We start from the raw sequence: 26,017 nt of genomic DNA, 5'->3' as shown, positions 1-26,017 counted from the left end.
AAAATCCGCGAATGACAGCTTCACTGTGCAACACGGCTGATCCAATATGAAGCGCCCCAAACTCCGGGGAACCCACGCTGAAAAGGATCTGAGCATGTTCAAACTCGCAGGATTTACCCCCGCCGCGCTGACACTCGCCGCGCTCACATTGAGCGCGGCGGCCCACGCCGATGTCGATCTGAAGCTGGGCAGCACCGAGCGCGTCACTCGCCTTTTTGCCTACCCCAACAACTGCAGCGTGATCTGCTATCGCAACTGGTCGCTGGAGCAGACGGTCGCTCACTATTTGAGCCAGAGCGTGCAGCGCGATGGTTACGCCAATGCCAAGGTGCTGGTGAAGAACGATAACGGGCAGATTTACGTTGAGATCAGTGGCGTACCGAAAGGCTACGACAAGCCGCTGTCGGCGCTGCTCGACGCCGGTGATCTGGCCTATACCGGCGCCAGCAAGCTCAATGCCGATGGCAAATGGGCGTACAGCTGGTACCTGTTCCTGCCGTTGGGCATGGCCCTGGAAAACCGCAAGAGCGTCGAGCTGCTGCACTTCCCGCCGGATTACTCGCTGACCCAGGCCCAGGATTACCTGCGCTCGAACACCACGGATCGCTGGGCCACGCTGTTGAGCGCCAACGGCATTCCGGCCGACCAGACGCCGGCCTATCAGACCATCATCGACATCGCCCCCATCGCGGCGCCGTCCAATGCCGGCAGTGACCTGGAAGGTGTCTACGACTACTTCAAGGATTATCAGACCACGCTGGTCAAGCAGTTCAGCCAGACCAGCGCCGGCACCACCCTGCCGATGGTCGCGTTCGGCGCACCGGTGCGTAACTGGATCAAGCAACAATATGGCCCGACCGTCGCCGTACTGGGTCTGGCGACCATCAGCCCGAGTGCGGGGGTGAACGTGCCGGTGCTGGGTTCGAACCATCCGAGCTACATCTGGTACGCCGCCGATCCGGCCAGCTACGACGGCGATGAAGCGAAAGCCGATGCCGCCGGCTTGAAGGTCATGGGCCAGGACTTGAGCGCGGCCTGCTGGCAGGCCGGGATGGGCAGCAAGCCCGGCACCGATGCGAAAACCCTGCTCAGCAGCTGTACGCAAACCTGGCAAGTGACGCAAAAGGGCAAGACCTGCGAGTTGTTCTACACCTCGATCCGCAACCTGACCCCGGCCCAGGCTGCCGCCAAGTGCTCGACCACGCCGATCAAGGCACAACTGCAACAGCTTCAGGGCGAAATGCCGGACACCAGCGTTCCCGCGCCACACCTCTGATGGGCTGAAAGCCTTCCCGTGTCAGTCGATGCTGACACGGGAAGCAGCCGATCACGCCTGTCAGATCTGACAGTAGACGCTTTGGCGTTTACGCGAGAGGATCGGATCCAAACATGTTGCAGCGCTGACAGGACGTCAGATCAAGGAAGTCGCAGCATTTGCCGACAGGGATCGTTATGAACAATCAGGCCCATCAGCATCACATCCCCCGCGACGCACCCGGCATTTACCCGTTTGCCGGATTGCCCGTGCGCCTGGGTTTCCCATCCAGCGAGGACTTCGAAATCGTTCAGCACGACGATGGCCGCGCGTCGGTGGTGGCGCGTCGGGCGTTCCTGCGGATCACCCGGATGTGTCGGGTGTCCGGGCAACTGCTGCCCTATCGCTGCCGCCAGACTCGCCAGCTACTGGCCGGCATCCATCTCTACGATCCGCGTTTTTGCGGATTGCTCGAACATGCCTGCGACCCGAATGCGTTCCTCGACATGAGCGAACTGTGGCTATGGGCGCTGCGCGATATTCAGCCGGGAGACCGCCTGACCATCGACTTCGCGGCCACCGAAGACCGTTTGCTGCAACAGTTCGCCTGTACTTGCGGCTCGCCGCGCTGCCGTGGGTGGATCACCGGTTACGATGAACCACCCACGATCGAGGGCCAGCACTTTTTGCAGCGCTGGCGACATCCAGACTGAGTTACAACGCTCCGACCGGGCGCAGACGGTACTGCGGCGGCAGTTGCTCGAAGCCGCTGATGGTAGTGTTCAGGCTTTTCCAGCGACCGTCCTTGATGCCGTAGATGCAACCGTGAATCGACAGGCTCTGGCCGCGATGCCAGGCGTTCTGGATGATGCTGGTGTGGGCGACATTGGCCACTTGCTGGATAACGTTCAGCTCGCAGAGGCGGTCGACCTGTTCTTCCTCGGTCGGCAGCTTGGCCAGTTCTTCACGTTTTTCGTAATACAGGTCACGGATCGAGCGCAGCCAGCCATCAATCAGGCCGAACTGGCGATCCTGCATCGAGGCACGCACGCCGCCACAGCCATAGTGGCCGGTCACAAGAATGTGTTTGACCTTGAGCACGTCGACCGCGTACTGGATCACCGACAGGCAGTTGAGGTCGGTGTGCAGCACGACGTTGGCGACGTTGCGGTGTACGAACAGATCGCCCGGCAGCATGCCGACGATCTCGTTGGCCGGCACCCGCGCGTCGGAGCAGCCGATCCACAGATATTCCGGGGTCTGCTGGCGTGCCAGTTTGGCGAAGAACTCCGGATCTTCCTTGGTGATCGCGTCAGCCCAGCGCTCGTTGTTATCAATCAGGTCTTGTAAGTCGTGCATGGTTAAGGCCTCAAGAAAGATGCGCTGGTATGACAGACGACCACCCGTCGGGGTCACGCAAGGGTCGCAAGTGTTTTCGTTGGAATTCCTGGGTGTGCGGTGAGTCCACTTAGTAAGGCCCACAGTATGAGGATTTGCCATGACTGATTCACGACGTCCGTACGATGCGGTGCAACCGGAACCGATCGATGATAACGAGGACCGCATGGGCTCGGTGCATGAACTGGATTTTGATGAAGACGAACCCAGCGCCAGGATTGGTGACGAGATTCCGGCGCGAGAACGCGAGCAACTGATGCCCAACGAGCGCGTGCGTGAGGCCGGGTTGACCGGTGCATCGACGGCGGACCACGAGCCGACCGACGATGATCTGAGCCCGGAAACACTGATTCATGAAGATGGTGCGCGCGATGCCGAAGAGGCTGGCGCAGGCAATCAGGCGGATTGGGACCTGAGCATTGTCGACGAGGACGATATCGGCGGCGGCAATGGTCTGGATGAGGCGGAGCTGGCGCGGCGTGATCCGCTGGATGGCAATCGCTGATCTCCTGATGTGACGCGACTCACTGTAGGCGCTGCCGAAGGCTGCGATCTTTTGATCTTGCCTCTAAAAACAAGATCAAAAGATCGCAGCCTTCGGCAGCTCCTACAGGAGATCAGTCAACCAGGGTGCAGGCCATGACCACGGCGTCTTCACGCCCGCCCACCGCCGGATAATAATCCCGGCGCCGGCCAATTTCGTTGAAGCCATAGCGCTCATACAGCTTGAACGCTGCGGTATTGCTGTCACGCACTTCCAGAAAGCATTCCCGAGCGTCAGCCTTGTAGGCAATCGACATCAGATGCTCCAGCAACGTCAGCCCCAGCCCTCGCCCCTGATTCTCCGGTTTGACCGTGATGTTAAGCAGGTGCGCCTCATCCAGAATGATCTGCACCACGCCGTGGCCGACTTGCTGCTGGCCTTCGAACATTAGCCAGATCTGGTATTTGCCCAGCCCGTCGAGAAAAATCCCGCGCGTCCAGGGATGGCTGTACGCCGCGTATTCGATCTTCAATACCGCGTCCAGGTCCGCCTCGGTCATCGGGCGGAACGATACAGCTTCACTCATTCGATGGTTTCCAGCGCGCCATCAGCCGACGCATGGCTTGCCACACAGCGGCCTTGCGCTGTGGCTCTTCCATTAACAATTCCAGACCGGGAATGGCCCAGGCCAGGCCCAGGCCTTCGATCTGCAATTCACTATTGAACGCTTCGGCGTCCGCTTCACCGGCAAAGCGTATTGCCGGAAGGCCGATCAGCCACAGGCAGGCGCAGGGTGCCGCTTCCATCTGTACCGAGAGGAAACCCTGAACAAAGTCGCGCGCGGCTTCCGGGCCCTGATCCATAGTGCCGCGGTTCAGCCACGGCCAGCGCACCGGCTCGCCGACGATTTGTGGCGCATCCGGCAGACCGGCGGAGCGCAACATGTCTTTAAGCAGCAGATAGGCCGGATCGCGGCTCTGGAACGCTTCGCCTGTGGGTAACTCGACCAGCAGCAGGCAAGCCCCGGCGCGCAGCAACTGCAGGGCAAAACGCGGTGGCGGCACGGGCGCGGGTCTGGCGGCAACTGGCGCCTCCTCGACCTCTTCCACCGGTTTGGCGCCATTGCGGGTACTGGCGAGCGACGGGCGTGGCACTTCGATCTTCGGCCGTTCGACCGGACGGGCGGCAGGCTGCACTGGAGCTTCGGCCTGCACAACCGGCATCACCACGACCTCTGGCTCAGGCTCGGGCATGTCCAGCAGCTCGGGCCGCGACGGGGCGGCGAAAGGCAATTCGGTGCGCGGCAGCCAGTTGACCACCTGCATGGCGTTCAAATAGGCGCGGCGGCGGGACTCGATAAGCAAAGGGTCGGCCACTTGTGGATAACTGAAGTGGGCTGATTCTACAGCCCTTCGTTCAAGATCGCTTGCTGTTGATCGATAGCCTTTACCTGGGCTCGCTCCCTTAGAAAATGCGACAGCCCGTCCCGAGAGTGAATCGCATCCCTCCTGATGCAGTACAATCGCGGCTTTTAATCGCCAACCAGCCGGCCATTCCGATGATCGAACCCAAGCGCGTCTTGCGCGCCCTCGCTGAACACTGGGCACTTCTTGAGCCACTGTGCGAGCACTTCGACCAAGGCACCCTGAGCCTCAACGAACTGCGCACGCAACTGGCCGCCCAACAACTGGACAGTACGCCGCAGGACATCACCAGCCTGCTCGACGTGTGGATTCGCCTCGACATTCTGGTCCCCGTGGCGAAAAGCCCGAACCGTTTCGAGCTCAACGCGCAAATTCACGACTTCCTTGCCTACCTGCGCCGTGAACACCGGCTGGGCCTGTGCCTGGAAATCGAAGCCTATCTGCGCCACCTCGAACGGCTGGCCGGCTACATTCAGGACGCGTTCGACGTGCGCGACGGCAACGACCTCGCCCGTCAGCTGCGTTTGCTCGACATGCGCGTACGCGATGTGCTGAAGAAACTCGACAACGACGAACAGGCGCTGGTGGCCGTGGCCGAACGGGCCAAGACCAGCGACCGACAGATTCCGCTGCGTCAGCGATACGCCGAAGTGCTGGCGACCTGGGACGAATACGTTGAGCCGATGATCGACCTGGTGAACGCCGACGGTGCCTTCGAGCAAGGCGTGCGCAAGGTCGAAACCGTGCTGCTGAAAATGCTCAGCGAACAGCAGCGCCTCGGCCACCTGGTCGATGACGACATGCTGCTGCGCACCCACGCGCGCATCCTCGAAATGCAGACCAGTGCCCAGCTGACCCTGCGTCATGCCCGCGAACTGCTGCTGCCGCTGCGGGAAGAAGCGCGCCGACACAACGCCGTGACCCGTGGCGCCGCGCTGGCGCTGGCGGCGATCCGCCGCAAAGGCATCGATGCCGTGCCGCAGGCGGCGATGCCGCTGTTCACCCGGCCGCAAAGCACCTTCCTCGGCAGCGCCAGTCAGGTCGAAGCCTACGTCTACGCCCTGGCGCGTTTCGAGCCGAAACCGGCGCGTTTCCCCAAGGCGCACAAGACCCAGAAATCCGGCGATGCGCCGCGAGCACCGCGCACCGTGCGCGAGATGGTCGAGCGTTGCGAACAGTCCCTGCCGATGCCGGATCTGATGACCTGGTTGCTGGAGCAGGAACCGGACGGCGCCACCGACGAATTGCTCTACTGGTTCTCGCGCCTGTCGCGGGAAAAACGCTTCACCCGCGAGCGTCTGGAACGCCGCGAATACCACACTCACGAGCACCAGGTCAGCCTGCGCTCCTTCGCCCTGCTCTCGGCCCGCGACTCCGCCGCCGAGGATTCTGCGAGCATCCCCAATGCATCTTGATCTATCCGAACTGTCCCAACTGGCGCCGATCTTCCGTGAGCTGTTCAAGGGCTACCACGTCAGCCGCCGCGACCCGGAACTGTACGCGCAACTGTCGAACTTCCAGGATCAATACCGCACGCTGTTCAAGGCGCTGGGGTTCGAGCTGGTCTGCGACACCCGTGGCTTCTACTACTTCGTGCCGGACATGGCCGCTGCGGCGGTGAACAAGACCGCTCAGCGCCTGGCGCTGTTCACCTTCATCCTCGTCGAGCACCTGGCCGATCAGGGCCGCGACCCGATCGCCGTGCTCGACGGTGGCAGCCTCGGCCGTGAAGAACTGCCGTCGCTGCTGGACAAATACCGCGACCTGTTCATCCAGGCCGAAGTGCAGACCGTCGAAGAACTCGAAGAAAAGATCATGCGTCGCATGACCCAGCTCGGTTTCGCCAGCGAAGAAAACGGCGTGTACCGCTTCCTGCCGCCGATGCACCGTTTCCTCGACGTGTGCCTGTCGGTGCAGCAGGACCGCGATCTGGCGGCCAGCGTGCACAGCGTGCTGCCGCTGCCAGCACCGGTGCTGATCGACGAAGAAGCCGAAGCCAGATTCCTCGAGACCGACGATCCGCTTGATCTGTCCGAATTCGAAGAAGAAAGCGAAGAAGACGCACTGGCCCGCGCCATTGCCGAAGAACAGGAGTCCGACGCATGAGCCAGGAACGCTACGGCATTCGCCGCTTTGCCCTTTTGAACACCGCCGGTTACAGCCTCGGCCTGTTTCCGCTGGAAGAACCGCTGTCGGTTTACGGCGCGAACAACCTCGGCAAATCCGCCTCGATCAACGCCTTGCAGTTCCCGATTCTGGCGCGCATGTCGGACATGAGTTTCGGCAAGTACAGCCTGGAACAATCGCGGCGCTTCTACTTTGCCTCCGACACCAGTTACATCCTCGTCGAAGTCAATCTGCCTCACGGCTCGCACGTGATCGGCGTGGTCGGCCGTGGCCCGGGCGGTGGTTTCGGTCACCAGTTCTTCGCCTACGCCGGCAAGCTCGATCTGGCGCATTACCAGAAAAACGACACCTGCCTGCGTCAGAAGGAACTGTTCAGCAACCTTGAGAAAGAAGGCCTGAAAGCCTACGAACTCAAGCCGGACGAACTGCGTCGTTTGCTGGTGGGCGGGCACACCTCTATCCCGCTCGACCTGACGCTGATTCCGCTGCGCTCCACCAGCGAGCAGAGCCTGAAGACCTTCCGCGCGCTGTTCATCAACCTGCTGCACATGCGCGAAATCACTGCGGCCAAGTTGAAGCAACTGTTCCTCGATGCCTTCGAGCACAGCCTGCGTTCCGGCAGCGTCGACTACATTGCTGCGTGCGAAGAAGCCTTCCGCGATGTGCGCCGGATGGAGCAGGACTACAACTCGCTGGTCGCCGCCGGCCCATTGGTCGAGGCCTTGGCCAACGGCGTGAAACAGCGTGACGTGTTGCGCGGCAAACTGCATCGCCTGTCGCCGCTGCTCGACTCGTTGCTCGGCACTTGGTCGGACTACGCCAATGCACGCAAGGAAGAACTGACGATTCAGGCCGAACACTACCGTCGCGAGCAGGACGACCTGCAAAACGACCAGCGTGGCGGCACCCAGGAGCTGATGCGCCTGGAGCGGGAAATCTCCGGCATTCAGCGCTGGCTCGGCGAGTTGTCGGTGCTGAAGAACCGCTTTGCGCTGGTCGATGACGTCAAAGTGCTGGAGCAACAACTGCTCGCGGCCAAGGACGCCCACGACGAACTGGCTGGTGCGCTGGCACAGTCACGACAGTTCAGCGCCGAGGATCTGGAAGAGCGTCTGCGCGACCTGGAAAAACGTCTGAAGTCGGTGAAACAGCAACTCGATCACGCCGACAACAACAGCTACGCCCGCCTGCGTGAAGAATTCTCACAACAGGACGTCGAGCGCCTGATGCGCCTGTTCAACAGCGCGCTGTTCAGCCTGCCGCTGGGCGAACATGGCATCACCCTCGACGAAGACGGCGAGTGGGTCAAATCGGTCGAGCTGATCCTCGATGGCTTCAAGGGCGAGCGTTTCGAAGTGCCGGGGCTGTCGATCGACATCTCGCACATTGAGCCGCCGGCTCTGCAAGCGCTGGCCGACCGCGCCGCGCTGCGTGACCAGAAAGAGCGTCTGGAAAAAGAGCTCAAGCAGCTCAAGACTCAGCAAGCCGTGGCCGCCGACCGCGCCGCGAGCAAGACCCAGACCGAAGCGCTGTACCAGCAAGTGCTGGATGCGCAGAAAGCCCTGGAAGATTTCCGTCGCACTCAAACGCTGAGCGCCGAAGAAGGCGACAAGCTTGAGCAACTGGCGCAGATGGAAGCCGCGCAGGACGAACTCAAGCGCTCCAGCGATGCGTTCACCGAGCGCGTCCAGCAACTGTCGGCCAAGCTGCAACTGGTCGGCCGGCAGATCGCCGACATGGAAGCCAAGCAGCGCACGCTCGACGACGCCCTGCGCCGTCGTCAGCTGCTGCCGGCGGATCTGCCATTCGGTACGCCGTTCATGGATCCGGTCGACGATTCGATGGACAACCTGCTGCCGCTGCTCAATGACTATCAGGACAGCTGGCAGGGTCTGCTGCGCGCCGACGGACAGATCGAAGCGCTGTACGCGCAAGTGCGTCTGAAAGGCGTGGCCAAGTTCGACAGCGAAGACGACATGGAGCGCCGTCTGTCGTTGCTGATCAACGCTTACGCGCACCGCACCGACGAGGCCCTGACGTTGGGCAAGGCGCGGCGTGCGGCGGTCACCGACATCGCCCGGACCCTGCGCAACATTCGCAGCGACTACGACAGCCTCGAGCATCAACTGGCGCTGTTCAACCGCGAGATCAACAAGCGTCAGGTGTCCAACCTGCAGAGCTTCCGCATCGTCCTCGCGCCGAACAAGGAAGCACTCAAGCACATCGACCAGATTATCCACAGCGCCGGTCAGTACGAAGAAGGCGAAACCCTGTCGGTGTTCGATCTGAGCCAGAGCGCCGAACAGGACAACAAGAACGAAGAGGCCAAGGAATACCTCGCACGGCTGGTGGCGGCGAACCACAACCAGCTCGGCCTCAAGGACTTGTTCGAACTGGCGTTCGAGATCACCAAGGTCAACGGTCAGCCGGTGATTCACACCGACATCGACGGCGCGGCCTCCAACGGCACCACCATGACCATCAAGGCGCTGACCAACATGTACTTGTTGCTGCACTTGATGGATCGCGACCTGGCCGGTCGCGTGCGCCTGCCGTACTACCTCGACGAGGCCGCAGACATCGACGAGAAGAACCAGGCCGCGCTGCTGGAAACCAGCCTGCAATTGGGCTTTGTGCCGATTCTGGCGAGTGTGAAGCCGCAAGTCTGCGCCAGCGTCGCCATCGACCTGGAAGGCGGCAGCGGCCCGGCGGGGATCTACATCGACGAGGCGGACTGGAAGTACATCCGCCGGCATGATGTGGTGAAGGCCACCGTCAATGTGCAAGCCGATGAGCCGGAGCTGGATGAGGTTTGATCTGCTTTAGCTGAAAACCAAAAAGGGCCGCGATCTGTTGGGATCGCGGCCCTTTTTCATGGCTTTGGGTTTGTGCTGAATAGGAGGACCTCATCGCTGGCAAGCCAGCTCCCACAGGTTTTTGCGTTGAACACACATTCTGTATACGACATGAAACCCTGTGGGAGCTGGCTTGCCAGCGATGGCGTCTTTGTAGACGCCACCTCAACTCAGAATTATTTACCGAGCGAAATCTTCGGCGCCCAGGTCAGCCACTCATCCTCGAACTTGTCGAACAGCGGGAACGTCTGCTCAGGCCGTGCCGGGCTGCCCATGCGCTCACCGTCCGGCGTGGCGAAGGCGATGCCTCCCTGAATCGCCGTCTCCAGCGACTCTGTGCGCACTGTCAGACCATTGAACAAGCCGATGTCGAAACCGACGCCGCTGGTGTTCCAGAATCGGCTGCCGCTGCGCACCAACGGCGCGTATTTAGGCTCGATCAGAATGTGCACCAACACCCGGTCGGCCGTCTGGCCCAGTTCATAACCGGTGACCTTGCCCACGGTGATTTCGCGGTAGGTCACGGGCACGCCCGGTTTCAGCGAGCCACGCCGCGCGGCGCTCAACACCAGACTCAAGCCAGCCTCCTGCTTGCTCACTTCCGGCGGACTGGCCAGCGCAACGAAGTTCTTCTGCGGGCCGAGATTTTTCGCCGCCGGCTGCACCTCCACATATTGCCCGGTGACCAGCGTCTCCAGGTTCTGGGTCTTGATCAGTCCCAACTCCGGCTTGACCACCCAGAACTGACTGCCGACCCGCGCAATGCGCTCCGGTACTTCGGTGATCCGCGCGGTAATCATCACGGCTTGCAGATCGGCGGTCAGATCGACGTCTTCAATCTTGCCGACATCCAGCCCTTTGAAACGAATCGGTGTGCCCGGGCGCAAACCATCGGCGCGGTCGACCTTGATCGTCACCAGCGTGCCTTTCTGGTTGGCCTCGTCATGGTTGGCGAACAGACGGAAGCGTGGAATACGCTTCTGCAGCGGCGCCTTGGCTTGCGGCGTTTCGAAAGCGATACCGCCGGCCATCAATGTCTGCAACGACTCGCTCTTCACTTGAATCCCGCCCGTCAGACCACCGGTGAGGGTGATGCCGCTGACATTCCAGAAGCGTGTCGACGCGTTGACCAGATTTTCGTACTCCTTCTCGATATGCACGCCAATGACGATTTGTTTTTTGGTCTTGGAGAACTGATAGCTCTGGACCGAGCCAACCTTGACCTGTTTGTACAGAATCGGACTGCCGACTTCGATCGAACCGAGAACATCGGTGAACAGCACCAGGTGCAGGCCCGGGGCGCGCAGATCCAGTGGCGGTGCTTTTGGCCGTGCCTCGAATTCGCGTTTCGGCGCAGCACCTTTGTCGCCCGGGCGCACGGCGATGTAGTTGCCTTTTACCAACGCTTCGAGCCCGGTAATACCGGCCAGGGAAATCGACGGTTTAACCACCCAGAACTGCGTGCCTTCGACCAGGTAGTCTTCGGCCAGAGGATCCAGCGTCAGTTCGGCCGTGGCGCTGTTGAGATCCGGATCGATTTTCAACGCTTTCAGGTTGCCGACCTGAATGCCTTTGTACATCACCGGCGTGCGGCCGGCCTGCAGGCCTTCAAAGTCACTGAGTTTGACCTTCACCCGAATACCGGCAGCGGCGGCGTCGAAGTCCTCATACAAACGGAAAGGCAGGCTTGGATCAGTGGGTGGGCTGTCCTTGCGATTCTCCGGTGTGGCAAAGGCGATACCGCCGGCGACAATGCTCGCCAGGGACTCGCTGCGCACTTTCACACCCGACAGATTGGCGTCGATACTGATGCCGCTGGCATTCCAGAAACGCGTGTGTTTGCGCACCAGTTTGGCGTAAGTCGGTTCGATGAACACTTTGAGTTCAACGGTGCTCTGGTCTTCAGACAGCACGTAGCTTTTGATCTGACCGACTTTAATCTGCTTGTAGAACACCGGGCTGCCGCGATTCAGCGAACCGAGGCGATCGGCCTTGATGGTCAAGTGCAGACCCGGCTTGGAATCGGACAAGGGCGGCTCTTCAGCCAGGGCCTTGAACTTGCGGGTCGGCTCGCCTTCGCCGGGACTGATGGCCACGTAGTTCCCCGAGACCAGTGTTTCCAGTCCTGTGATGCCAGCCAGGGTGACGCTTGGTTTCACCAACCAGAAGCGGGTGCTGGTCTTGAGGTATTGTTCGACGTCCTTGTTCATCTCCACAGTGGCGATCACGCCTTTGGAATTGCCTTCGTCGTCGAGCTTGAGCGTCTTCACCTTACCGACCGACATGCCTTTGTACATGACCTCGGTCTTGTTGGCCTGGATGCCTTCACCGCTTTCGAAGCGAACCTGAATCTCGATACCGGTTTCGTTATAGGCACGCCAGCCAAGCCAGCCGCCGATGATCAGGGCGATCAGGGGCAGTACCCAGATGGCAGACCAGTTGGAGGCCGGTCGGGTTTTCGCTACAGGCAAATCAGTCATGGTCGTCGTCCGACTCCGTGTTATCCCAAATCAGTCGGGGATCGAAAGTTACTGCGGCAAGCATCGTCAAAATCACCACACTGGCGAAAGCGATGGCGCCAAGATTGGCTTCGACACTGGCAAGCCGGCCGAAGTTGACGACCGCCACCAGAATGGCGATCACAAAGATGTCGAGCATCGACCAGCGACCGATGAACTCAATGAAGCGGTACATCCAGATGCGCTGCCGTGCAGACAATGGCTGGCGGCGCTGTACAGAAAACAGCAACAGCGCGATACCGACCAGTTTAAACGTCGGCACCAGAATACTGGCGATGAACACCACTGCGGCAATCGGGATCATGCCGTGCTGCACCAACTGGATGACCCCGGACATGATCGTGCTGGGGTCGCCCTGACCCAGCGAGCTAACGGTCATGATCGGCAACACATTGGCCGGAATGTAGATAATCGCAGCCGTGATCAGCAGGGCCCAGGTTCGGGCCAGACTGTTCGGACGACGAGCGTGAACCAGCGCGCCGCATCGGGTGCAGGTCTGCTCGTCGGTGTCCGCATCCCGTTTGTTCAATTCATGGCATTCGGTACAGATCAGAATGCCCGCATCAATCGCCCGCATGGGCATCCTCTCCTGATAACGCCTGCCAGATCTGATGCGGTGACATCACCACTTCCAGCCAGACCTGAACCAACAACAAACCGATGAAACACGCCAGACCGAGGCCGACGGTGATGGCCGCCATGTCCGCCAGTTTGACGATCGCCACGAGGACGCCCATGAGGTAGACCTCGAGCATTCCCCAGTCTTTGAGGTGGTGATAAATGCGGTAGAGCAATAAGCCGTAACTGCGTCCGACGTTGAATCGAATCGTCAGCAAAACGAATAACTGGCACAGCAACTTCAGCAACGGAATAGCCATACTGCACAGGAATACAACGATCGAAACGCCCTGCATGTCCGTATTGAACAAGCCGAGCACGCCGCTCCAGACCGTATCCTGCGAAGATTGTCCGAGAATATTGAGTTGCATGATGGGTAAAAAGTTTGCCGGGATGTACAGCAATAATGCTGCGATCACCAGGGCAAGGCTGCGCTGCACCACGTTATGGCGGTGGGCGTACAACTCGTAACCGCAGCGCGGGCAGAGCGCTTTCTCACCATGGGCAAGCTTGGGCTTGCGCATCAGCAGGTCGCACTCGTGACAGGCCACCAGGTCTTCCAGCGGTAAATCTGACAGCCCTGAGGCGTCAACCGGATCTGACATAAAGGCTCTGGCTCCGAAAAAGATGGGGCTATTCTAGTGTTCTGATTCGAAAATAACTGTGCAAAATTGTTCGCTGCCTAAGTAAAAATACTTTCCTGCGGACAAAACAAAACCCCAACTGCTTTCGCAATTGGGGTTTCGGAATTTAATCTTGACGATGACCTACTCTCACATGGGGAAACCCCACACTACCATCGGCGATGCATCGTTTCACTTCTGAGTTCGGGATGGGATCAGGTGGTTCCAACGCTCTATGGTCGTCAAGAAATTCGGGTACTGACTCGTGACCGGCTGGCCTCGCTTCAGCAAATCGGGTATGTGATACAGGTGCTTTGTGAGCAGCGCGAACTTTCGGTTCATTGCGTCTTCACACACCGCAATCTGGTCTCTTTCGAGCATTCAAATTGCTTGGGTGTTATATGGTCAAGCCTCACGGGCAATTAGTATTGGTTAGCTCAACGCCTCACAGCGCTTACACACCCAACCTATCAACGTCGTAGTCTTCGACGGCCCTTCAGGGAACTCAAGGTTCCAGTGAGATCTCATCTTGAGGCAAGTTTCCCGCTTAGATGCTTTCAGCGGTTATCTTTCCCGAACATAGCTACCCGGCAATGCCACTGGCGTGACAACCGGAACACCAGAGGTTCGTCCACTCCGGTCCTCTCGTACTAGGAGCAGCCCCTCTCAAATCTCAAACGTCCACGGCAGATAGGGACCGAACTGTCTCACGACGTTCTAAACCCAGCTCGCGTACCACTTTAAATGGCGAACAGCCATACCCTTGGGACCGGCTTCAGCCCCAGGATGTGATGAGCCGACATCGAGGTGCCAAACACCGCCGTCGATATGAACTCTTGGGCGGTATCAGCCTGTTATCCCCGGAGTACCTTTTATCCGTTGAGCGATGGCCCTTCCATACAGAACCACCGGATCACTAAGACCTACTTTCGTACCTGCTCGACGTGTCTGTCTCGCAGTCAAGCGCGCTTTTGCCTTTATACTCTACGACCGATTTCCGACCGGTCTGAGCGCACCTTCGTACTCCTCCGTTACTCTTTAGGAGGAGACCGCCCCAGTCAAACTACCCACCATACACTGTCCTCGATCCGGATAACGGACCTGAGTTAGAACCTCAAAGTTGCCAGGGTGGTATTTCAAGGATGGCTCCACGCGAACTGGCGTCCACGCTTCAAAGCCTCCCACCTATCCTACACAAGCAAATTCAAAGTCCAGTGCAAAGCTATAGTAAAGGTTCACGGGGTCTTTCCGTCTAGCCGCGGATACACTGCATCTTCACAGCGATTTCAATTTCACTGAGTCTCGGGTGGAGACAGCGCCGCCATCGTTACGCCATTCGTGCAGGTCGGAACTTACCCGACAAGGAATTTCGCTACCTTAGGACCGTTATAGTTACGGCCGCCGTTTACCGGGGCTTCGATCAAGAGCTTCGCGTTAGCTAACCCCATCAATTAACCTTCCGGCACCGGGCAGGCGTCACACCCTATACGTCCACTTTCGTGTTTGCAGAGTGCTGTGTTTTTAATAAACAGTCGCAGCGGCCTGGTATCTTCGACCGGCATGAGCTTACGGAGCAAGTCCTTCACCCTCACCGGCGCACCTTCTCCCGAAGTTACGGTGCCATTTTGCCTAGTTCCTTCACCCGAGTTCTCTCAAGCGCCTTGGTATTCTCTACCCAACCACCTGTGTCGGTTTGGGGTACGGTTCCTGGTTATCTGAAGCTTAGAAGCTTTTCTTGGAAGCATGGCATCAACCACTTCGTCACCTGAAAGGTAACTCGTCATCAGCTCTCGGCCTTAAGATCCCGGATTTACCTAAGATCTCAGCCTACCACCTTAAACTTGGACAACCAACGCCAAGCTGGCCTAGCCTTCTCCGTCCCTCCATCGCAATAACCAGAAGTACAGGAATATTAACCTGTTTTCCATCGACTACGCTTTTCAGCCTCGCCTTAGGGACCGACTAACCCTGCGTCGATTAACGTTGCGCAGGAAACCTTGGTCTTTCGGCGTGGGTGTTTTTCACACCCATTGTCGTTACTCATGTCAGCATTCGCACTTCTGATACCTCCAGCAAGCTTCTCAACTCACCTTCACAGGCTTACAGAACGCTCCTCTACCGCATCACTTACGTGATACCCGTAGCTTCGGTGTATGGTTTGAGCCCCGTTACATCTTCCGCGCAGGCCGACTCGACTAGTGAGCTATTACGCTTTCTTTAAAGGGTGGCTGCTTCTAAGCCAACCTCCTAGCTGTCTAAGCCTTCCCACATCGTTTCCCACTTAACCATAACTTTGGGACCTTAGCTGACGGTCTGGGTTGTTTCCCTTTTCACGACGGACGTTAGCACCCGCCGTGTGTCTCCCATGCTCGGCACTTGTAGGTATTCGGAGTTTGCATCGGTTTGGTAAGTCGGGATGACCCCCTAGCCGAAACAGTGCTCTACCCCCTACAGTGATACATGAGGCGCTACCTAAATAGCTTTCGAGGAGAACCAGCTATCTCCGAGCTTGATTAGCCTTTCACTCCGATCCACAGGTCATCCGCTAACTTTTCAACGGTAGTCGGTTCGGTCCTCCAGTCAGTGTTACCTAACCTTCAACCTGCCCATGGATAGATCGCCCGGTTTCGGGTCTATTCCCAGCGACTAGACGCCCTATTAAGACTCGCTTTCGCTACGCCTCCCCTATTCGGTTAAGCTCGCCACTGAAAATAAGTCGCTGACCCATTATACAAAAGGTACGCAGTCACAGAACAAAGTCTGCTCCCACTGCTTGTACGCATACGGTTTCAGGATCTATTTCACTCCCCTCTCCGGGGTTCTTTTCGCCTTTCCCTCACGGTACTAGTTCACTATCGGTCAGTCAGTAGTATTTAGCCTTGGAGGATGGTCCCCCCATATTCAGACAAAGTTTCTCGTGCTCCGTCCTACTCGATTTCATGACTAAGAGACTTTCGCGTACAGGGCTATCACCCACTATGGCCGCACTTTCCAGAGCGTTCCGCTAATCTCAAAGCCACTTAAGGGCTAGTCCCCGTTCGCTCGCCACTACTAAGGGAATCTCGGTTGATTTCTTTTCCTCAGGGTACTTAGATGTTTCAGTTCCCCTGGTTCGCTTCTTGCACCTATGTATTCAGTACAAGATAACCATCTTGTGATGGCTGGGTTCCCCCATTCAGACATCTCCGGATCAAAGTCTGTTTGCCGACTCCCCGAAGCTTTTCGCAGGCTACCACGTCTTTCATCGCCTCTGACTGCCAAGGCATCCACCGTATGCGCTTCTTCACTTGACCATATAACCCCAAGCAATCTGGTTATACTGTGAAGACGACATTCGCCGAAAATTCGCAAAACTCTTAAGAGTCACTCACAAATTTTACCTTAGCCTGATCCGTTACCAGTGAAAGTAACGTTCAGTCTATCTTTCTATCACATACCCAAATTTTTAAAGAACGATCTAATCAAAAGACTAGAAATCAGCATTCACCATCACAGCGATGGAATGCTCATTTCTAAGCTTTCAAACTTCAGAAGCAGTGGTGGTGGAGCCAAGCGGGATCGAACCGCTGACCTCCTGCGTGCAAGGCAGGCGCTCTCCCAGCTGAGCTATGGCCCCGTATTTCTACAGGTTCCCACACAAAAATTGGTGGGTCTGGGCAGATTCGAACTGCCGACCTCACCCTTATCAGGGGTGCGCTCTAACCAACTGAGCTACAGACCCAATTTCGGGCTGCTTCTATCGTCTTCTTCAATGAATCAAGCAATTCGTGTGGGAACTTATGGAGCAGCTGACGTCGTCGATTAAGGAGGTGATCCAGCCGCAGGTTCCCCTACGGCTACCTTGTTACGACTTCACCCCAGTCATGAATCACACCGTGGTAACCGTCCTCCCGAAGGTTAGACTAGCTACTTCTGGTGCAACCCACTCCCATGGTGTGACGGGCGGTGTGTACAAGGCCCGGGAACGTATTCACCGCGACATTCTGATTCGCGATTACTAGCGATTCCGACTTCACGCAGTCGAGTTGCAGACTGCGATCCGGACTACGATCGGTTTTGTGGGATTAGCTCCACCTCGCGGCTTGGCAACCCTCTGTACCGACCATTGTAGCACGTGTGTAGCCCAGGCCGTAAGGGCCATGATGACTTGACGTCATCCCCACCTTCCTCCGGTTTGTCACCGGCAGTCTCCTTAGAGTGCCCACCATAACGTGCTGGTAACTAAGGACAAGGGTTGCGCTCGTTACGGGACTTAACCCAACATCTCACGACACGAGCTGACGACAGCCATGCAGCACCTGTCTCAATGTTCCCGAAGGCACCAATCCATCTCTGGAAAGTTCATTGGATGTCAAGGCCTGGTAAGGTTCTTCGCGTTGCTTCGAATTAAACCACATGCTCCACCGCTTGTGCGGGCCCCCGTCAATTCATTTGAGTTTTAACCTTGCGGCCGTACTCCCCAGGCGGTCAACTTAATGCGTTAGCTGCGCCACTAAGAGCTCAAGGCTCCCAACGGCTAGTTGACATCGTTTACGGCGTGGACTACCAGGGTATCTAATCCTGTTTGCTCCCCACGCTTTCGCACCTCAGTGTCAGTATCAGTCCAGGTGGTCGCCTTCGCCACTGGTGTTCCTTCCTATATCTACGCATTTCACCGCTACACAGGAAATTCCACCACCCTCTACCATACTCTAGCTTGCCAGTTTTGGATGCAGTTCCCAGGTTGAGCCCGGGGATTTCACATCCAACTTAACAAACCACCTACGCGCGCTTTACGCCCAGTAATTCCGATTAACGCTTGCACCCTCTGTATTACCGCGGCTGCTGGCACAGAGTTAGCCGGTGCTTATTCTGTCGGTAACGTCAAAATTGCAGAGTATTAATCTACAACCCTTCCTCCCAACTTAAAGTGCTTTACAATCCGAAGACCTTCTTCACACACGCGGCATGGCTGGATCAGGCTTTCGCCCATTGTCCAATATTCCCCACTGCTGCCTCCCGTAGGAGTCTGGACCGTGTCTCAGTTCCAGTGTGACTGATCATCCTCTCAGACCAGTTACGGATCGTCGCCTTGGTGAGCCATTACCTCACCAACTAGCTAATCCGACCTAGGCTCATCTGATAGCGCAAGGCCCGAAGGTCCCCTGCTTTCTCCCGTAGGACGTATGCGGTATTAGCGTTCCTTTCGAAACGTTGTCCCCCACTACCAGGCAGATTCCTAGGCATTACTCACCCGTCCGCCGCTGAATCCAGGAGCAAGCTCCTTTCATCCGCTCGACTTGCATGTGTTAGGCCTGCCGCCAGCGTTCAATCTGAGCCATGATCAAACTCTTCAGTTCAAACATCTTTGGGTTTTTAAGAAACCCTAAACTTGGCTCAGCAATCGTTGGTTACATCTTTGATTTCTCGCGGAGTAACTTGTGATGCTGATAATCTTGTTGACTATCAGCCTGACTCCACAAGCACCCACACGAATTGCTTGATTCAGTTGTTAAAGAGCGGTTGGTTAAGATCTTTCATCTCAACCGAGGCGCGCATTCTACAGCAGCCTCATTTGCTGTCAAGTGATTATTTTCAGAAGTTTTCGAAGAATTCTTCAACAACTTCAACCACTTGCGCTTCCGATCTCTCGTTAGCGGGAGGCGAATTCTACAGCGTTACACGCTGCTGTCAACACCTCTTTTTCACCGCTTTCGACCGAGAAGATCGAACCGTCAAAAGAGCCAAACATCACCGCTCTTTCAACTCCTTCCAGGCCTCGATGAGCTGAAGCGACCCACTGTCGAAAACCGCGCAACTCATTGAATCTCAAGGAGTTTTCCGTTTCGACTGCGCCGGAAGTGGGGCGAATTATAGACCTCCAGAATCTGCCGTCAACCGTTAATTTCAGTTTTATTGCAAAACCTGCTTTTTAGTCAGCAAGCGCGGAATTCGACGCGCAACGGCAGGCACTCGCAGCAGCAAAAGCGCTGCACCCACAAAGGCATAGATCACCCACTCCTTAAGATCAGCCCGCACAATCCATAACATGTGCAGCAATCCCAGCCCCAGAATCACGTACACCACCCGATGCAGTTTCTTCCAGCGCACACCCAAACGACGCTGACTATAACGATTGGAGGTTACTGCCAGTGCCAACAATCCAAGAAAACCCAGCGTACCCACAATAATGTACGGCCGCTTACGCAACTCCACGCCCAACTGTGACCAGTCGAAACCAAGAATGAACGCCATATAGCTGAACAGGTGTAGAACCACATAAGTAAAACACCAGAGCCCCAACTGACGGCGCACAGCAATCCAGCCCGCCCACCCCGTCAATTTCTGCAACGGCGTCATGCTCAACGTGATCAGCAGCAATACCAGCGTCCCCAGTCCCAGTCGATCAACCAGAACCTTGCCGGGATCCGGACCGAGCAAATCGGCGAACGCCTGATAAAACCAAAGCAGTGGCCAGATTGCCGCCGCAATGAAAACGCCTACACGCCAAAACGGATATCGCATCAGTAGTTCTTCCGCAGATCGAGCCCTGTATATAAAGAAGCGACTTCATCCGAGTAGCCGTTGAACATCTGGGTATCACGTACATTCGGCTTGAACAAACTGTTCGGCAGACGCCGTTCTCTTGCCTGAGTCCAGCGCGGATGATCGACCGTCGGATTCACGTTGGCATAAAAACCGTATTCATCTGCCGCGATGCTCTGCCAGGTAGTCTTGGGCTGCTCGCTGACGAGACTGATCCGCACAATGGACTTCACACTCTTGAAGCCATACTTCCACGGCACCACCAGACGCAGCGGCGCACCATTCTGATTGGGCAATTCGCGGCCATACATGCCCACCGCCAGAATCGCCAAGGGATTCATCGCCTCATCCAGACGCAAGCCCTCTACATACGGCCAGTCGATCAACGCAAAACCCGAGCGCTGCCCAGGCATGCTCTTGGGATCCTGCAAGGTTTCAAAGCGAATGTACTTGGCGTTAGAGGTCGGCTCGACCTGCTTGAGCAGCGCGGAAATCGGAAAACCAATCCAGGGGATGACCATCGACCACGCTTCAACACAGCGAAGACGATAGATACGCTCCTCCAACTGGTACGGCTTCATGAAGTCTTCCAGCGCGTAACGCCCGGGCTTACCCACCTCCCCATCGACGACCACGCTCCACGGCTCGGTTTTCAGCGAGCCGGCATTGGCTGCGGGATCGCCCTTGTCGGTGCCGAACTCATAGAAGTTGTTGTAATGGGTCGCGTCTTTATAAGGCGTGATCGCCTCATCCTTGACGTTGACGGCGCCCCACTTGGTAGAACGGAGCTTCTCGGCAAACCAGGCAGGCGCCTTGCCTGGCTCGACATCAGCATAGCGCGCCGCGTCCTCGGCACTGGCCCAACGCGGCAGGCTGCTCACGGCGATACCGGCCGCAGTAGCTCCGAGCAATTGGCGACGAGAAAGATAAATGGATTCAGGCGTGACATCCGACTCATGGCAGTCGGACGCTTTGGGGATTTTGATCAGCATGGCAACTCCGCAGCTTTGGAGGACAGATGCACCCATAGACTGCGGAGTATGCGGGAAATTACATCACTCGGCGTTTTTGTGCCGACGAAGATGCAACAGGTATTGCACCGGGCCGGAAGCCGCGTAGGCGAGGAACACCAGCAGCAAAATACGCGGTGGATCGCTGAACACCACAGCGAACACCAGCACCACGGCGAGGATCGCCACGAACGGCACACGGCCCTTCAGATCCAGCTCCTTGAAGCTGTTGTACTTGATGTTGCTGACCATCAGCATGCCGGCAGCCGCCACCATCAAAGCGACCAGGAACGACATCTTCGAACCCTGAATACCATAATCGCTGAACGCCCAGACAATCCCCGCCACCACGCCTGCCGCCGCCGGGCTGGCCAGACCGATGAAGTAGCGCTTGTCGGCCGTACCGACCTGAGTATTGAAACGCGCCAGACGCAGCGCTGCACCGGCTACATAGATGAAGGCCACCATCCAGCCGACCTTGCCCATGTCGCCCAGCGCCCAGCCGAACGCCAGCAGCGCCGGTGCCACACCGAAAGCGACCATGTCGGACAGCGAGTCATACTCGGCACCGAAGGCACTTTGCGTATTGGTCATCCGCGCTACGCGGCCATCAAGACCATCGAGCACCATGGCCACGAAAATCGCGATCGCGGCAAAGGCAAAATACTTGCTCGCATTCGCTGAATCCCCGGCGCTCAAGGCAGCCTGGGCACTCATTGAGTTGATGATGGAATAAAACCCTGCAAACAGGTTCGCAGTGGTGAACAGGTTCGGCAGCAGATAGATACCACGATGCCGGACTTTACGACCTTCTGCGTCGTGCCCTTCCTCGACATGTTCATCGATGGGCAGCAGGCTTTCGGCGTCAGAAGCCTGGTTCGGCTCTTCGGGACGTTCGCTCATGGACATTACCTTGCAACGGTTTGGAAAGTTTCGACAGGTGCCTGTGACGACGGTTCGGCCACAAACGATGCAGCTTTATACCAGAACCATCGGTTTCAAACGAAAAAACGCGGCCGAGGCCGCGTTTTTCGTACAAGGATGACGACTTAGTTTTTGGCTTTGTCGACGATCTTGTTGGCACCGATCCACGGCATCATGGAGCGCAGTTGCTCGCCGATGATTTCGATACCGTGAGCGGCGTTGTTACGACGCTTGGCGGTCATCGAAGGGTAGCCGGTTGCGCCTTCGCTGATGAACATTTTGGCGTATTCGCCGTCCTGAATACGTTTCAGGGCATTGCGCATGGCCTGACGGGATTCGGCGTTGATCACTTCCGGACCGGTCACGTACTCGCCGTATTCAGCGTTGTTGGAGATCGAGTAGTTCATGTTGGCGATACCGCCTTCGTACATGAGGTCAACGATCAGTTTCAGTTCGTGCAGGCACTCGAAGTAGGCCATTTCCGGCGCGTAGCCAGCTTCAACCAGGGTTTCGAAACCGGCTTTCACCAGTTCAACGGTACCGCCACACAGTACGGCTTGTTCGCCGAACAGGTCGGTTTCGGTCTCGTCCTTGAAGGTGGTTTCGATGATACCGGTACGACCGCCACCCACGCCAGCGGCGTAGGACAGTGCAACGTTTTTGGCGTTGCCCGAAGCGTCCTGGTAGATCGCGATCAGGTCAGGGATACCGCCGCCCTTCACGAACTCGGAACGTACGGTGTGGCCCGGCGCTTTCGGCGCGATCATGATCACGTCGAGGTCGGCACGTGGAACAACCTGGTTGTAGTGAATCGCGAAGCCATGGGAGAAGGCCAGGGTGGCGCCTTTCTTGATGTTCGGCTCGATTTCGTTCTTGTACAGCTGAGACTGGAATTCGTCCGGGGTCAGGATCATGACCAGGTCGGCGCCGGCAACAGCAGCAGCCACGTCGGTCACTTTCAGGCCATGGGCTTCGGCTTTGGCAACAGTGGCCGAACCTTTACGCAGACCGACGGTAACGTCGACACCGGAGTCTTTCAGGTTGCATGCCTGGGCGTGGCCCTGGGAACCGTAACCGATGATGGCAACTTTCTTGCCCTGGATGATCGACAGGTCGCAGTCTTTATCGTAGAAAACTTTCATGAATTTCCCCTATATATCCAGGCCGTTCAGGCCATTCGCTAATTTTAGATGCTGAGTACTTTGTCGCCGCGGGCAATGCCGGTCACGCCGCTACGGACGGTTTCCAGAATCGATGCGGTGCCGATGGACTGAATGAAGCTGTCGAGCTTGTCGCTGGTACCGGTCAATTGAACGGTATACACGCTGGCACTGACGTCGACGATCTGTCCACGGTAAATATCGGTGGTGCGTTTGATCTCGGCGCGCTGGGCGCCAGTGGCCTTGACCTTGACCAGCATCAGCTCGCGCTCGATGTGAGCGCTTTCCGACAGGTCCACCAGCTTGACCACTTCGATCAGCTTGTTCAGGTTTTTGGTGATCTGCTCGATGATTTCATCGTGGCCGACAGTGGTCAGCGTCAGACGCGACAGCGTCGGGTCTTCGGTTGGCGCCACCGTCAGGCTTTCAATGTTGTAGTTGCGCTGCGAGAACAGGCCGACTACGCGAGACAAAGCGCCGGGTTCGTTTTCCAGAAGCAGGGAAATAATGTGCCGCATGATTAAGTACGCTCCGTCTTGCTCAGCCACATATCGCGCATGGAGCCGTCTTTGATCTGCATCGGATAGACGTGCTCGCTGGTATCGACCGAAATATCGATCACCACCAGACGATCTTTCATGGCGAACGCCTCTTCCATCTTCGACTTCAAATCCTTCGAATCGGTGATGCGCACGCCGACGTGACCGTAGGCTTCAGCCAGTTTGACGAAGTCAGGCAGCGACTCCATATAAGAGTGCGAGTGACGGCTGCCATAGCTCATGTCCTGCCACTGACGAACCATCCCCAGAACACCGTTGTTCAGAATGACGATTTTCACCGGCAAGCCATATTGCAGGCAGGTCGACAGTTCCTGGATGTTCATCTGGATGCTGCCTTCGCCGGTGACGCAGGCAACGTCGTCATCCGGGAAGCTCAACTTGATGCCCATGGCCGCCGGGAAACCGAAGCCCATGGTGCCCAGGCCACCGGAGTTGATCCAGCGGTTAGGCTTGTTGAACTTGTAGTACTGCGCCGCGAACATCTGGTGCTGGCCCACGTCGGACGTGATGAAGGCATCGCCCTTGGTCACTTCGCACAGGGTCTCGATCACGGTCTGCGGCTTGATCAGGCTGCCGTCGCCCTTTTCATAAGGGAACAGGCCGCGATCACCGCGCCACTCATCGACTTGCTTCCACCAACTGGCCACGGACTCCTTGTTCGGGGTCTCGCCGATTTCCTTGAGGATCGCGACCATTTCGGTCAGGACACTCTCCACCGGACCAACGATTGGCACGTCGGCCTTGATGGTCTTGGAGATCGAAGCCGGGTCGATATCGATGTGGATGATCTTGGCGTTCGGGCAGAACTTCGCCGCGCCGTTGATCACACGGTCATCGAAACGTGCGCCGACAGCCAGGATCACGTCGGCATGGTGCATCGCCAGGTTGGCGGTGTAGCTGCCGTGCATGCCGAGCATGCCGATGAACTGACGATCGGTACCCGGGAAACCGCCCAGGCCCATCAAGGTGTTGGTCACTGGCAGGTTGAGCATTTTCGCCAGTTCGGTCAGCGGTGCGGAACCGTTGCCCAGAATCACGCCGCCACCGGAATAGAGCACAGGACGCTTGGCCGCCAGGAGCATTTCTGCCGCCTTGCGGATTTGCCCGGAGTGACCGCGAACGGCCGGGCTGTAGGAGCGCAGCTTGGCTTTTTTCGGGAAAACGTATTCGAACTTCTCGGCCGGGTTGGTCATGTCTTTCGGGATATCGACCACGACCGGGCCCGGACGACCGGATTGCGCCAGGTAGAACGCCTTCTTCATGACTTCCGGGATTTCCGAGGCGTGCTTGATCATGAAGCTGTGCTTCACGATCGGCCGGGAGATACCGATCATGTCGGTTTCCTGGAACGCGTCGGTGCCGACCATGGTGCTTGGCACCTGACCGGAAATGATCACCATTGGAATCGAATCCATATAGGCGGTGGCAATACCGGTGATGGCGTTTGTGGCGCCAGGACCTGATGTCACCAATACCACGCCGGCTTTACCGGTGGCACGGGCGTAGCCGTCAGCCATATGGGTCGCCGCTTGTTCGTGACGAACCAGAATGTGGGTCACTTCCGGTTCTTTGAACAGGGCATCGTAAACATGCAGGAGAGCACCACCCGGGTACCCGTAGATATATTTGACGCCTTCGTCACGCAAGAAGCGGACGAGCATCTCACCGCCAGATAAAAGCTCCACGTTGTTCACCTCTAAAACGCCAGAATACCGTCCACACAAAAGGGGCGGGTCTTAATAGGTTTACTTCTCGGCAGAGCATGAGCGACGGTGGTCGCCGACTACGTCAGCACTGACTGAGCAAGTATTGGGATCGTCCCAAGTGTTGCGGGCCTTTCCCACCCAGCGCGAGGTAACGCGTTGCGGGTGTAACAGGTCGACGCGGATATGCGCCTCATGATCTGCCGAGTGGGTCTGCTTCTGGCAGTCCCTCTACAGCGGACTTTGGATTCTTCTGTTTCGCCCTCTCCAAGTCAAGCCGTCAATGTGCTTAATTGTGGGTAAGCACATGAGAACGCAAGAAAAAACCTGAAAACAGCTACTCTGTTAGCGTCAATTGCGCAATTTTGCCAAGGAATCAGCATGCGAACGCTTCTGTTAACTCTGCTGATCGGCCTCAGCCCCTGGTGCTCGGCCGCTCAGATCTACAAGTGGATCGACGCACAAGGCGTCACGCACTTCGATGCGCAACCGCCGCAAGGGCAACCGGCCAGCACCGTGCAGACGCCCTCCTCGCCCCCGCCGAAACCTGCAGCAATGCCTGGCAGCGGCGCGCTGGGCGATCAGAAAGCCATTGATGACAAGGTGAAGAAACAGGTGGCGGAGCAACAGACTCAGCTCAAGGCCTTTTGCGAGCAGGCACGGACGAACCTGGCGCAATTGCAGAACAATCCGCGATTGAGGGAGGAAGTAGAGGGGCAGCTACGGCGGCTGGATGATGCGCAACGCCAGGAGCGCATTGTCGAAGCGCAGAAGCAGATTGCGCAGAACTGCGAATAAGCACCTGCAGGAGCTGCCGCAGGCTGCGATCTTT

General features: G+C 57.5%; 19 protein-coding genes, 2 tRNA genes and 3 rRNA genes. 7 read left to right on the top strand and 17 right to left on the bottom strand.

Features of this window, described 5'->3' with window-relative positions; all coding sequences use genetic code 11:
• The first annotated feature begins 94 nt into the window (after positions 1 to 94).
• Together KVQ82_RS05760 and KVQ82_RS05755 are read left to right on the top strand one after the other, a co-directional pair.
• Complete coding sequence (locus KVQ82_RS05760; RefSeq protein ID WP_222018379.1) at positions 95 to 1,276, top strand: hypothetical protein; 1,182 nt, start codon at positions 95 to 97, stop codon at positions 1,274 to 1,276.
• Between the two features lie 176 nt (positions 1,277 to 1,452).
• Entirely contained in the window at positions 1,453 to 1,968 is a 516-nt protein-coding gene (locus KVQ82_RS05755) for an SET domain-containing protein (RefSeq protein WP_086791564.1), read from the top strand.
• 1 nt (position 1,969) lies between these two features.
• On the opposite strand, the gene can is transcribed toward KVQ82_RS05755, so the two are convergent.
• Positions 1,970 to 2,614: a carbonate dehydratase gene (gene can, locus KVQ82_RS05750; RefSeq protein WP_041074817.1), complete on the bottom strand. Its 645-nt coding sequence runs from the start codon at positions 2,612 to 2,614 to the stop codon at positions 1,970 to 1,972.
• Positions 2,615 to 2,753: 139 nt separating this feature from the next.
• Between can and KVQ82_RS05745 the strand changes: the two genes are divergently transcribed.
• Positions 2,754 to 3,158, top strand: coding sequence for a serine kinase/phosphatase (locus KVQ82_RS05745; RefSeq protein ID WP_108183800.1), 405 nt, complete (start codon positions 2,754 to 2,756; stop codon positions 3,156 to 3,158).
• Positions 3,159 to 3,270: 112 nt separating this feature from the next.
• Here the strand turns inward: KVQ82_RS05745 and rimI are convergent, their stop codons facing one another.
• Together rimI and KVQ82_RS05735 are read right to left on the bottom strand one after the other, a co-directional pair.
• Positions 3,271 to 3,723 carry a ribosomal protein S18-alanine N-acetyltransferase gene (gene rimI / locus KVQ82_RS05740; protein ID WP_041074813.1) on the bottom strand — a complete coding sequence of 151 codons (453 nt, stop codon included), beginning with the start codon at positions 3,721 to 3,723 and terminating at the stop codon, positions 3,271 to 3,273.
• Positions 3,716 to 4,462 (bottom strand): energy transducer TonB, encoded by a 747-nt coding sequence (locus KVQ82_RS05735; RefSeq protein ID WP_222019363.1) that lies wholly within the window; start codon positions 4,460 to 4,462, stop codon positions 3,716 to 3,718. The genes rimI and KVQ82_RS05735 overlap by 8 nt, the downstream gene beginning before the upstream one ends.
• Positions 4,463 to 4,695: 233 nt before the next feature.
• On the opposite strand from KVQ82_RS05735, the gene mksB reads away from it, so the two are divergent.
• The 3 genes from mksB to mksF are packed head-to-tail and all read left to right on the top strand — an operon-like array spanning position 4,696 to position 9,504.
• On the top strand, positions 4,696 to 5,976 hold the full coding sequence (gene mksB / locus KVQ82_RS05730) for an Mks condensin complex protein MksB (RefSeq protein WP_222018350.1): 1,281 nt from the start codon (positions 4,696 to 4,698) through the stop codon (positions 5,974 to 5,976).
• Complete coding sequence (gene mksE / locus KVQ82_RS05725) at positions 5,966 to 6,667, top strand: Mks condensin complex protein MksE (protein ID WP_047296552.1); 702 nt, start codon at positions 5,966 to 5,968, stop codon at positions 6,665 to 6,667. The genes mksB and mksE overlap by 11 nt, the downstream gene beginning before the upstream one ends.
• The gene (gene mksF, locus KVQ82_RS05720; RefSeq protein WP_086791558.1) at positions 6,664 to 9,504 is read left to right on the top strand and encodes an Mks condensin complex protein MksF; all 2,841 of its coding nucleotides are present in this window, start codon (positions 6,664 to 6,666) and stop codon (positions 9,502 to 9,504) included. The genes mksE and mksF overlap by 4 nt, the downstream gene beginning before the upstream one ends.
• A gap of 215 nt (positions 9,505 to 9,719) precedes the next feature.
• Here the strand turns inward: mksF and KVQ82_RS05715 are convergent, their stop codons facing one another.
• From KVQ82_RS05715 to KVQ82_RS05650, 14 genes are all read right to left on the bottom strand, one after another.
• Positions 9,720 to 12,023, bottom strand: a complete 2,304-nt coding sequence (locus KVQ82_RS05715; protein WP_222018348.1) for a PqiB family protein — start codon at positions 12,021 to 12,023, stop codon at positions 9,720 to 9,722.
• Positions 12,016 to 12,639, bottom strand: a complete 624-nt coding sequence (locus KVQ82_RS05710; RefSeq protein ID WP_027612260.1) for a paraquat-inducible protein A — start codon at positions 12,637 to 12,639, stop codon at positions 12,016 to 12,018. The genes KVQ82_RS05715 and KVQ82_RS05710 overlap by 8 nt, the downstream gene beginning before the upstream one ends.
• Positions 12,626 to 13,285, bottom strand: coding sequence for a paraquat-inducible protein A (locus KVQ82_RS05705; RefSeq protein WP_041074803.1), 660 nt, complete (start codon positions 13,283 to 13,285; stop codon positions 12,626 to 12,628). The genes KVQ82_RS05710 and KVQ82_RS05705 overlap by 14 nt, the downstream gene beginning before the upstream one ends.
• 149 nt (positions 13,286 to 13,434) lie before the next feature.
• Positions 13,435 to 13,550: ribosomal RNA gene (gene rrf / locus KVQ82_RS05700) — 5S ribosomal RNA — on the bottom strand.
• A 154-nt stretch (positions 13,551 to 13,704) separates the two neighbouring features.
• A 23S ribosomal RNA gene (locus tag KVQ82_RS05695) occupies positions 13,705 to 16,596 on the bottom strand.
• Positions 16,597 to 16,843: 247 nt separating this feature from the next.
• A tRNA-Ala gene (locus KVQ82_RS05690) sits at positions 16,844 to 16,919 on the bottom strand.
• A gap of 28 nt (positions 16,920 to 16,947) precedes the next feature.
• Positions 16,948 to 17,024 (bottom strand) — tRNA-Ile (locus KVQ82_RS05685).
• Between the two features lie 81 nt (positions 17,025 to 17,105).
• Positions 17,106 to 18,642, bottom strand: a 16S ribosomal RNA gene (locus KVQ82_RS05680).
• Together the 16S, 23S and 5S rRNA genes with 2 tRNA genes alongside form the textbook arrangement of a ribosomal RNA operon.
• Before the next feature lie 553 nt (positions 18,643 to 19,195).
• Complete coding sequence (gene msrQ / locus KVQ82_RS05675) at positions 19,196 to 19,807, bottom strand: protein-methionine-sulfoxide reductase heme-binding subunit MsrQ (protein ID WP_108183806.1); 612 nt, start codon at positions 19,805 to 19,807, stop codon at positions 19,196 to 19,198.
• Positions 19,807 to 20,820, bottom strand: a complete 1,014-nt coding sequence (gene msrP, locus KVQ82_RS05670) for a protein-methionine-sulfoxide reductase catalytic subunit MsrP (RefSeq protein WP_121187191.1) — start codon at positions 20,818 to 20,820, stop codon at positions 19,807 to 19,809. Before msrP ends, msrQ begins: the two co-directional genes overlap by 1 nt.
• A gap of 63 nt (positions 20,821 to 20,883) precedes the next feature.
• On the bottom strand, positions 20,884 to 21,741 hold the full coding sequence (gene pssA / locus KVQ82_RS05665) for a CDP-diacylglycerol--serine O-phosphatidyltransferase (protein WP_003228213.1): 858 nt from the start codon (positions 21,739 to 21,741) through the stop codon (positions 20,884 to 20,886).
• 146 nt (positions 21,742 to 21,887) lie between these two features.
• Positions 21,888 to 22,904 (bottom strand): ketol-acid reductoisomerase, encoded by a 1,017-nt coding sequence (gene ilvC, locus KVQ82_RS05660; protein WP_007959661.1) that lies wholly within the window; start codon positions 22,902 to 22,904, stop codon positions 21,888 to 21,890.
• A gap of 44 nt (positions 22,905 to 22,948) precedes the next feature.
• Positions 22,949 to 23,440, bottom strand: a complete 492-nt coding sequence (gene ilvN / locus KVQ82_RS05655; protein WP_003205610.1) for an acetolactate synthase small subunit — start codon at positions 23,438 to 23,440, stop codon at positions 22,949 to 22,951.
• A gap of 2 nt (positions 23,441 to 23,442) precedes the next feature.
• On the bottom strand, positions 23,443 to 25,167 hold the full coding sequence (locus KVQ82_RS05650; protein WP_041065497.1) for an acetolactate synthase 3 large subunit: 1,725 nt from the start codon (positions 25,165 to 25,167) through the stop codon (positions 23,443 to 23,445).
• A gap of 399 nt (positions 25,168 to 25,566) precedes the next feature.
• Between KVQ82_RS05650 and KVQ82_RS05645 the strand changes: the two genes are divergently transcribed.
• Positions 25,567 to 25,983, top strand: a complete 417-nt coding sequence (locus KVQ82_RS05645; protein ID WP_222018346.1) for a DUF4124 domain-containing protein — start codon at positions 25,567 to 25,569, stop codon at positions 25,981 to 25,983.
• Positions 25,984 to 26,017 lie beyond the last annotated feature (34 nt).

The sequence above is a fragment of the Pseudomonas sp. AO-1 genome (assembly GCF_019775695.1).
Taxonomy (GTDB): domain Bacteria; phylum Pseudomonadota; class Gammaproteobacteria; order Pseudomonadales; family Pseudomonadaceae; genus Aquipseudomonas; species Aquipseudomonas parakoreensis.
Note: the sequence above shows the minus strand (reverse complement) of the source record. Positions and strands in the feature narration are given on the sequence as shown.

Excerpts from the sequence above, each read along its gene's own strand:
- msrQ (WP_108183806.1), bottom strand. The coding sequence starts at position 19,807 with ATGCGATATCCGTTTTGGCGTGTAGGCGTTTTCATTGCGGCGGCAATC.
- KVQ82_RS05755 (WP_086791564.1), top strand. The coding sequence starts at position 1,453 with ATGAACAATCAGGCCCATCAGCATCACATCCCCCGCGACGCACCCGGC.
- KVQ82_RS05735 (WP_222019363.1), bottom strand. The coding sequence starts at position 4,462 with ATGCAGGTGGTCAACTGGCTGCCGCGCACCGAATTGCCTTTCGCCGCC.
- mksE (WP_047296552.1), top strand. The coding sequence starts at position 5,966 with ATGCATCTTGATCTATCCGAACTGTCCCAACTGGCGCCGATCTTCCGT.
- rimI (WP_041074813.1), bottom strand. The coding sequence starts at position 3,723 with ATGAGTGAAGCTGTATCGTTCCGCCCGATGACCGAGGCGGACCTGGAC.
- mksF (WP_086791558.1), top strand. The coding sequence starts at position 6,664 with ATGAGCCAGGAACGCTACGGCATTCGCCGCTTTGCCCTTTTGAACACC.
- KVQ82_RS05705 (WP_041074803.1), bottom strand. The coding sequence starts at position 13,285 with ATGTCAGATCCGGTTGACGCCTCAGGGCTGTCAGATTTACCGCTGGAA.
- KVQ82_RS05745 (WP_108183800.1), top strand. The coding sequence starts at position 2,754 with ATGACTGATTCACGACGTCCGTACGATGCGGTGCAACCGGAACCGATC.
- ilvC (WP_007959661.1), bottom strand. The coding sequence starts at position 22,904 with ATGAAAGTTTTCTACGATAAAGACTGCGACCTGTCGATCATCCAGGGC.
- KVQ82_RS05645 (WP_222018346.1), top strand. The coding sequence starts at position 25,567 with ATGCGAACGCTTCTGTTAACTCTGCTGATCGGCCTCAGCCCCTGGTGC.
- ilvN (WP_003205610.1), bottom strand. The coding sequence starts at position 23,440 with ATGCGGCACATTATTTCCCTGCTTCTGGAAAACGAACCCGGCGCTTTG.
- KVQ82_RS05710 (WP_027612260.1), bottom strand. The coding sequence starts at position 12,639 with ATGCGGGCGATTGATGCGGGCATTCTGATCTGTACCGAATGCCATGAA.
- can (WP_041074817.1), bottom strand. The coding sequence starts at position 2,614 with ATGCACGACTTACAAGACCTGATTGATAACAACGAGCGCTGGGCTGAC.
- KVQ82_RS05760 (WP_222018379.1), top strand. The coding sequence starts at position 95 with ATGTTCAAACTCGCAGGATTTACCCCCGCCGCGCTGACACTCGCCGCG.
- msrP (WP_121187191.1), bottom strand. The coding sequence starts at position 20,820 with ATGCTGATCAAAATCCCCAAAGCGTCCGACTGCCATGAGTCGGATGTC.
- mksB (WP_222018350.1), top strand. The coding sequence starts at position 4,696 with ATGATCGAACCCAAGCGCGTCTTGCGCGCCCTCGCTGAACACTGGGCA.
- pssA (WP_003228213.1), bottom strand. The coding sequence starts at position 21,741 with ATGAGCGAACGTCCCGAAGAGCCGAACCAGGCTTCTGACGCCGAAAGC.
- KVQ82_RS05715 (WP_222018348.1), bottom strand. The coding sequence starts at position 12,023 with ATGACTGATTTGCCTGTAGCGAAAACCCGACCGGCCTCCAACTGGTCT.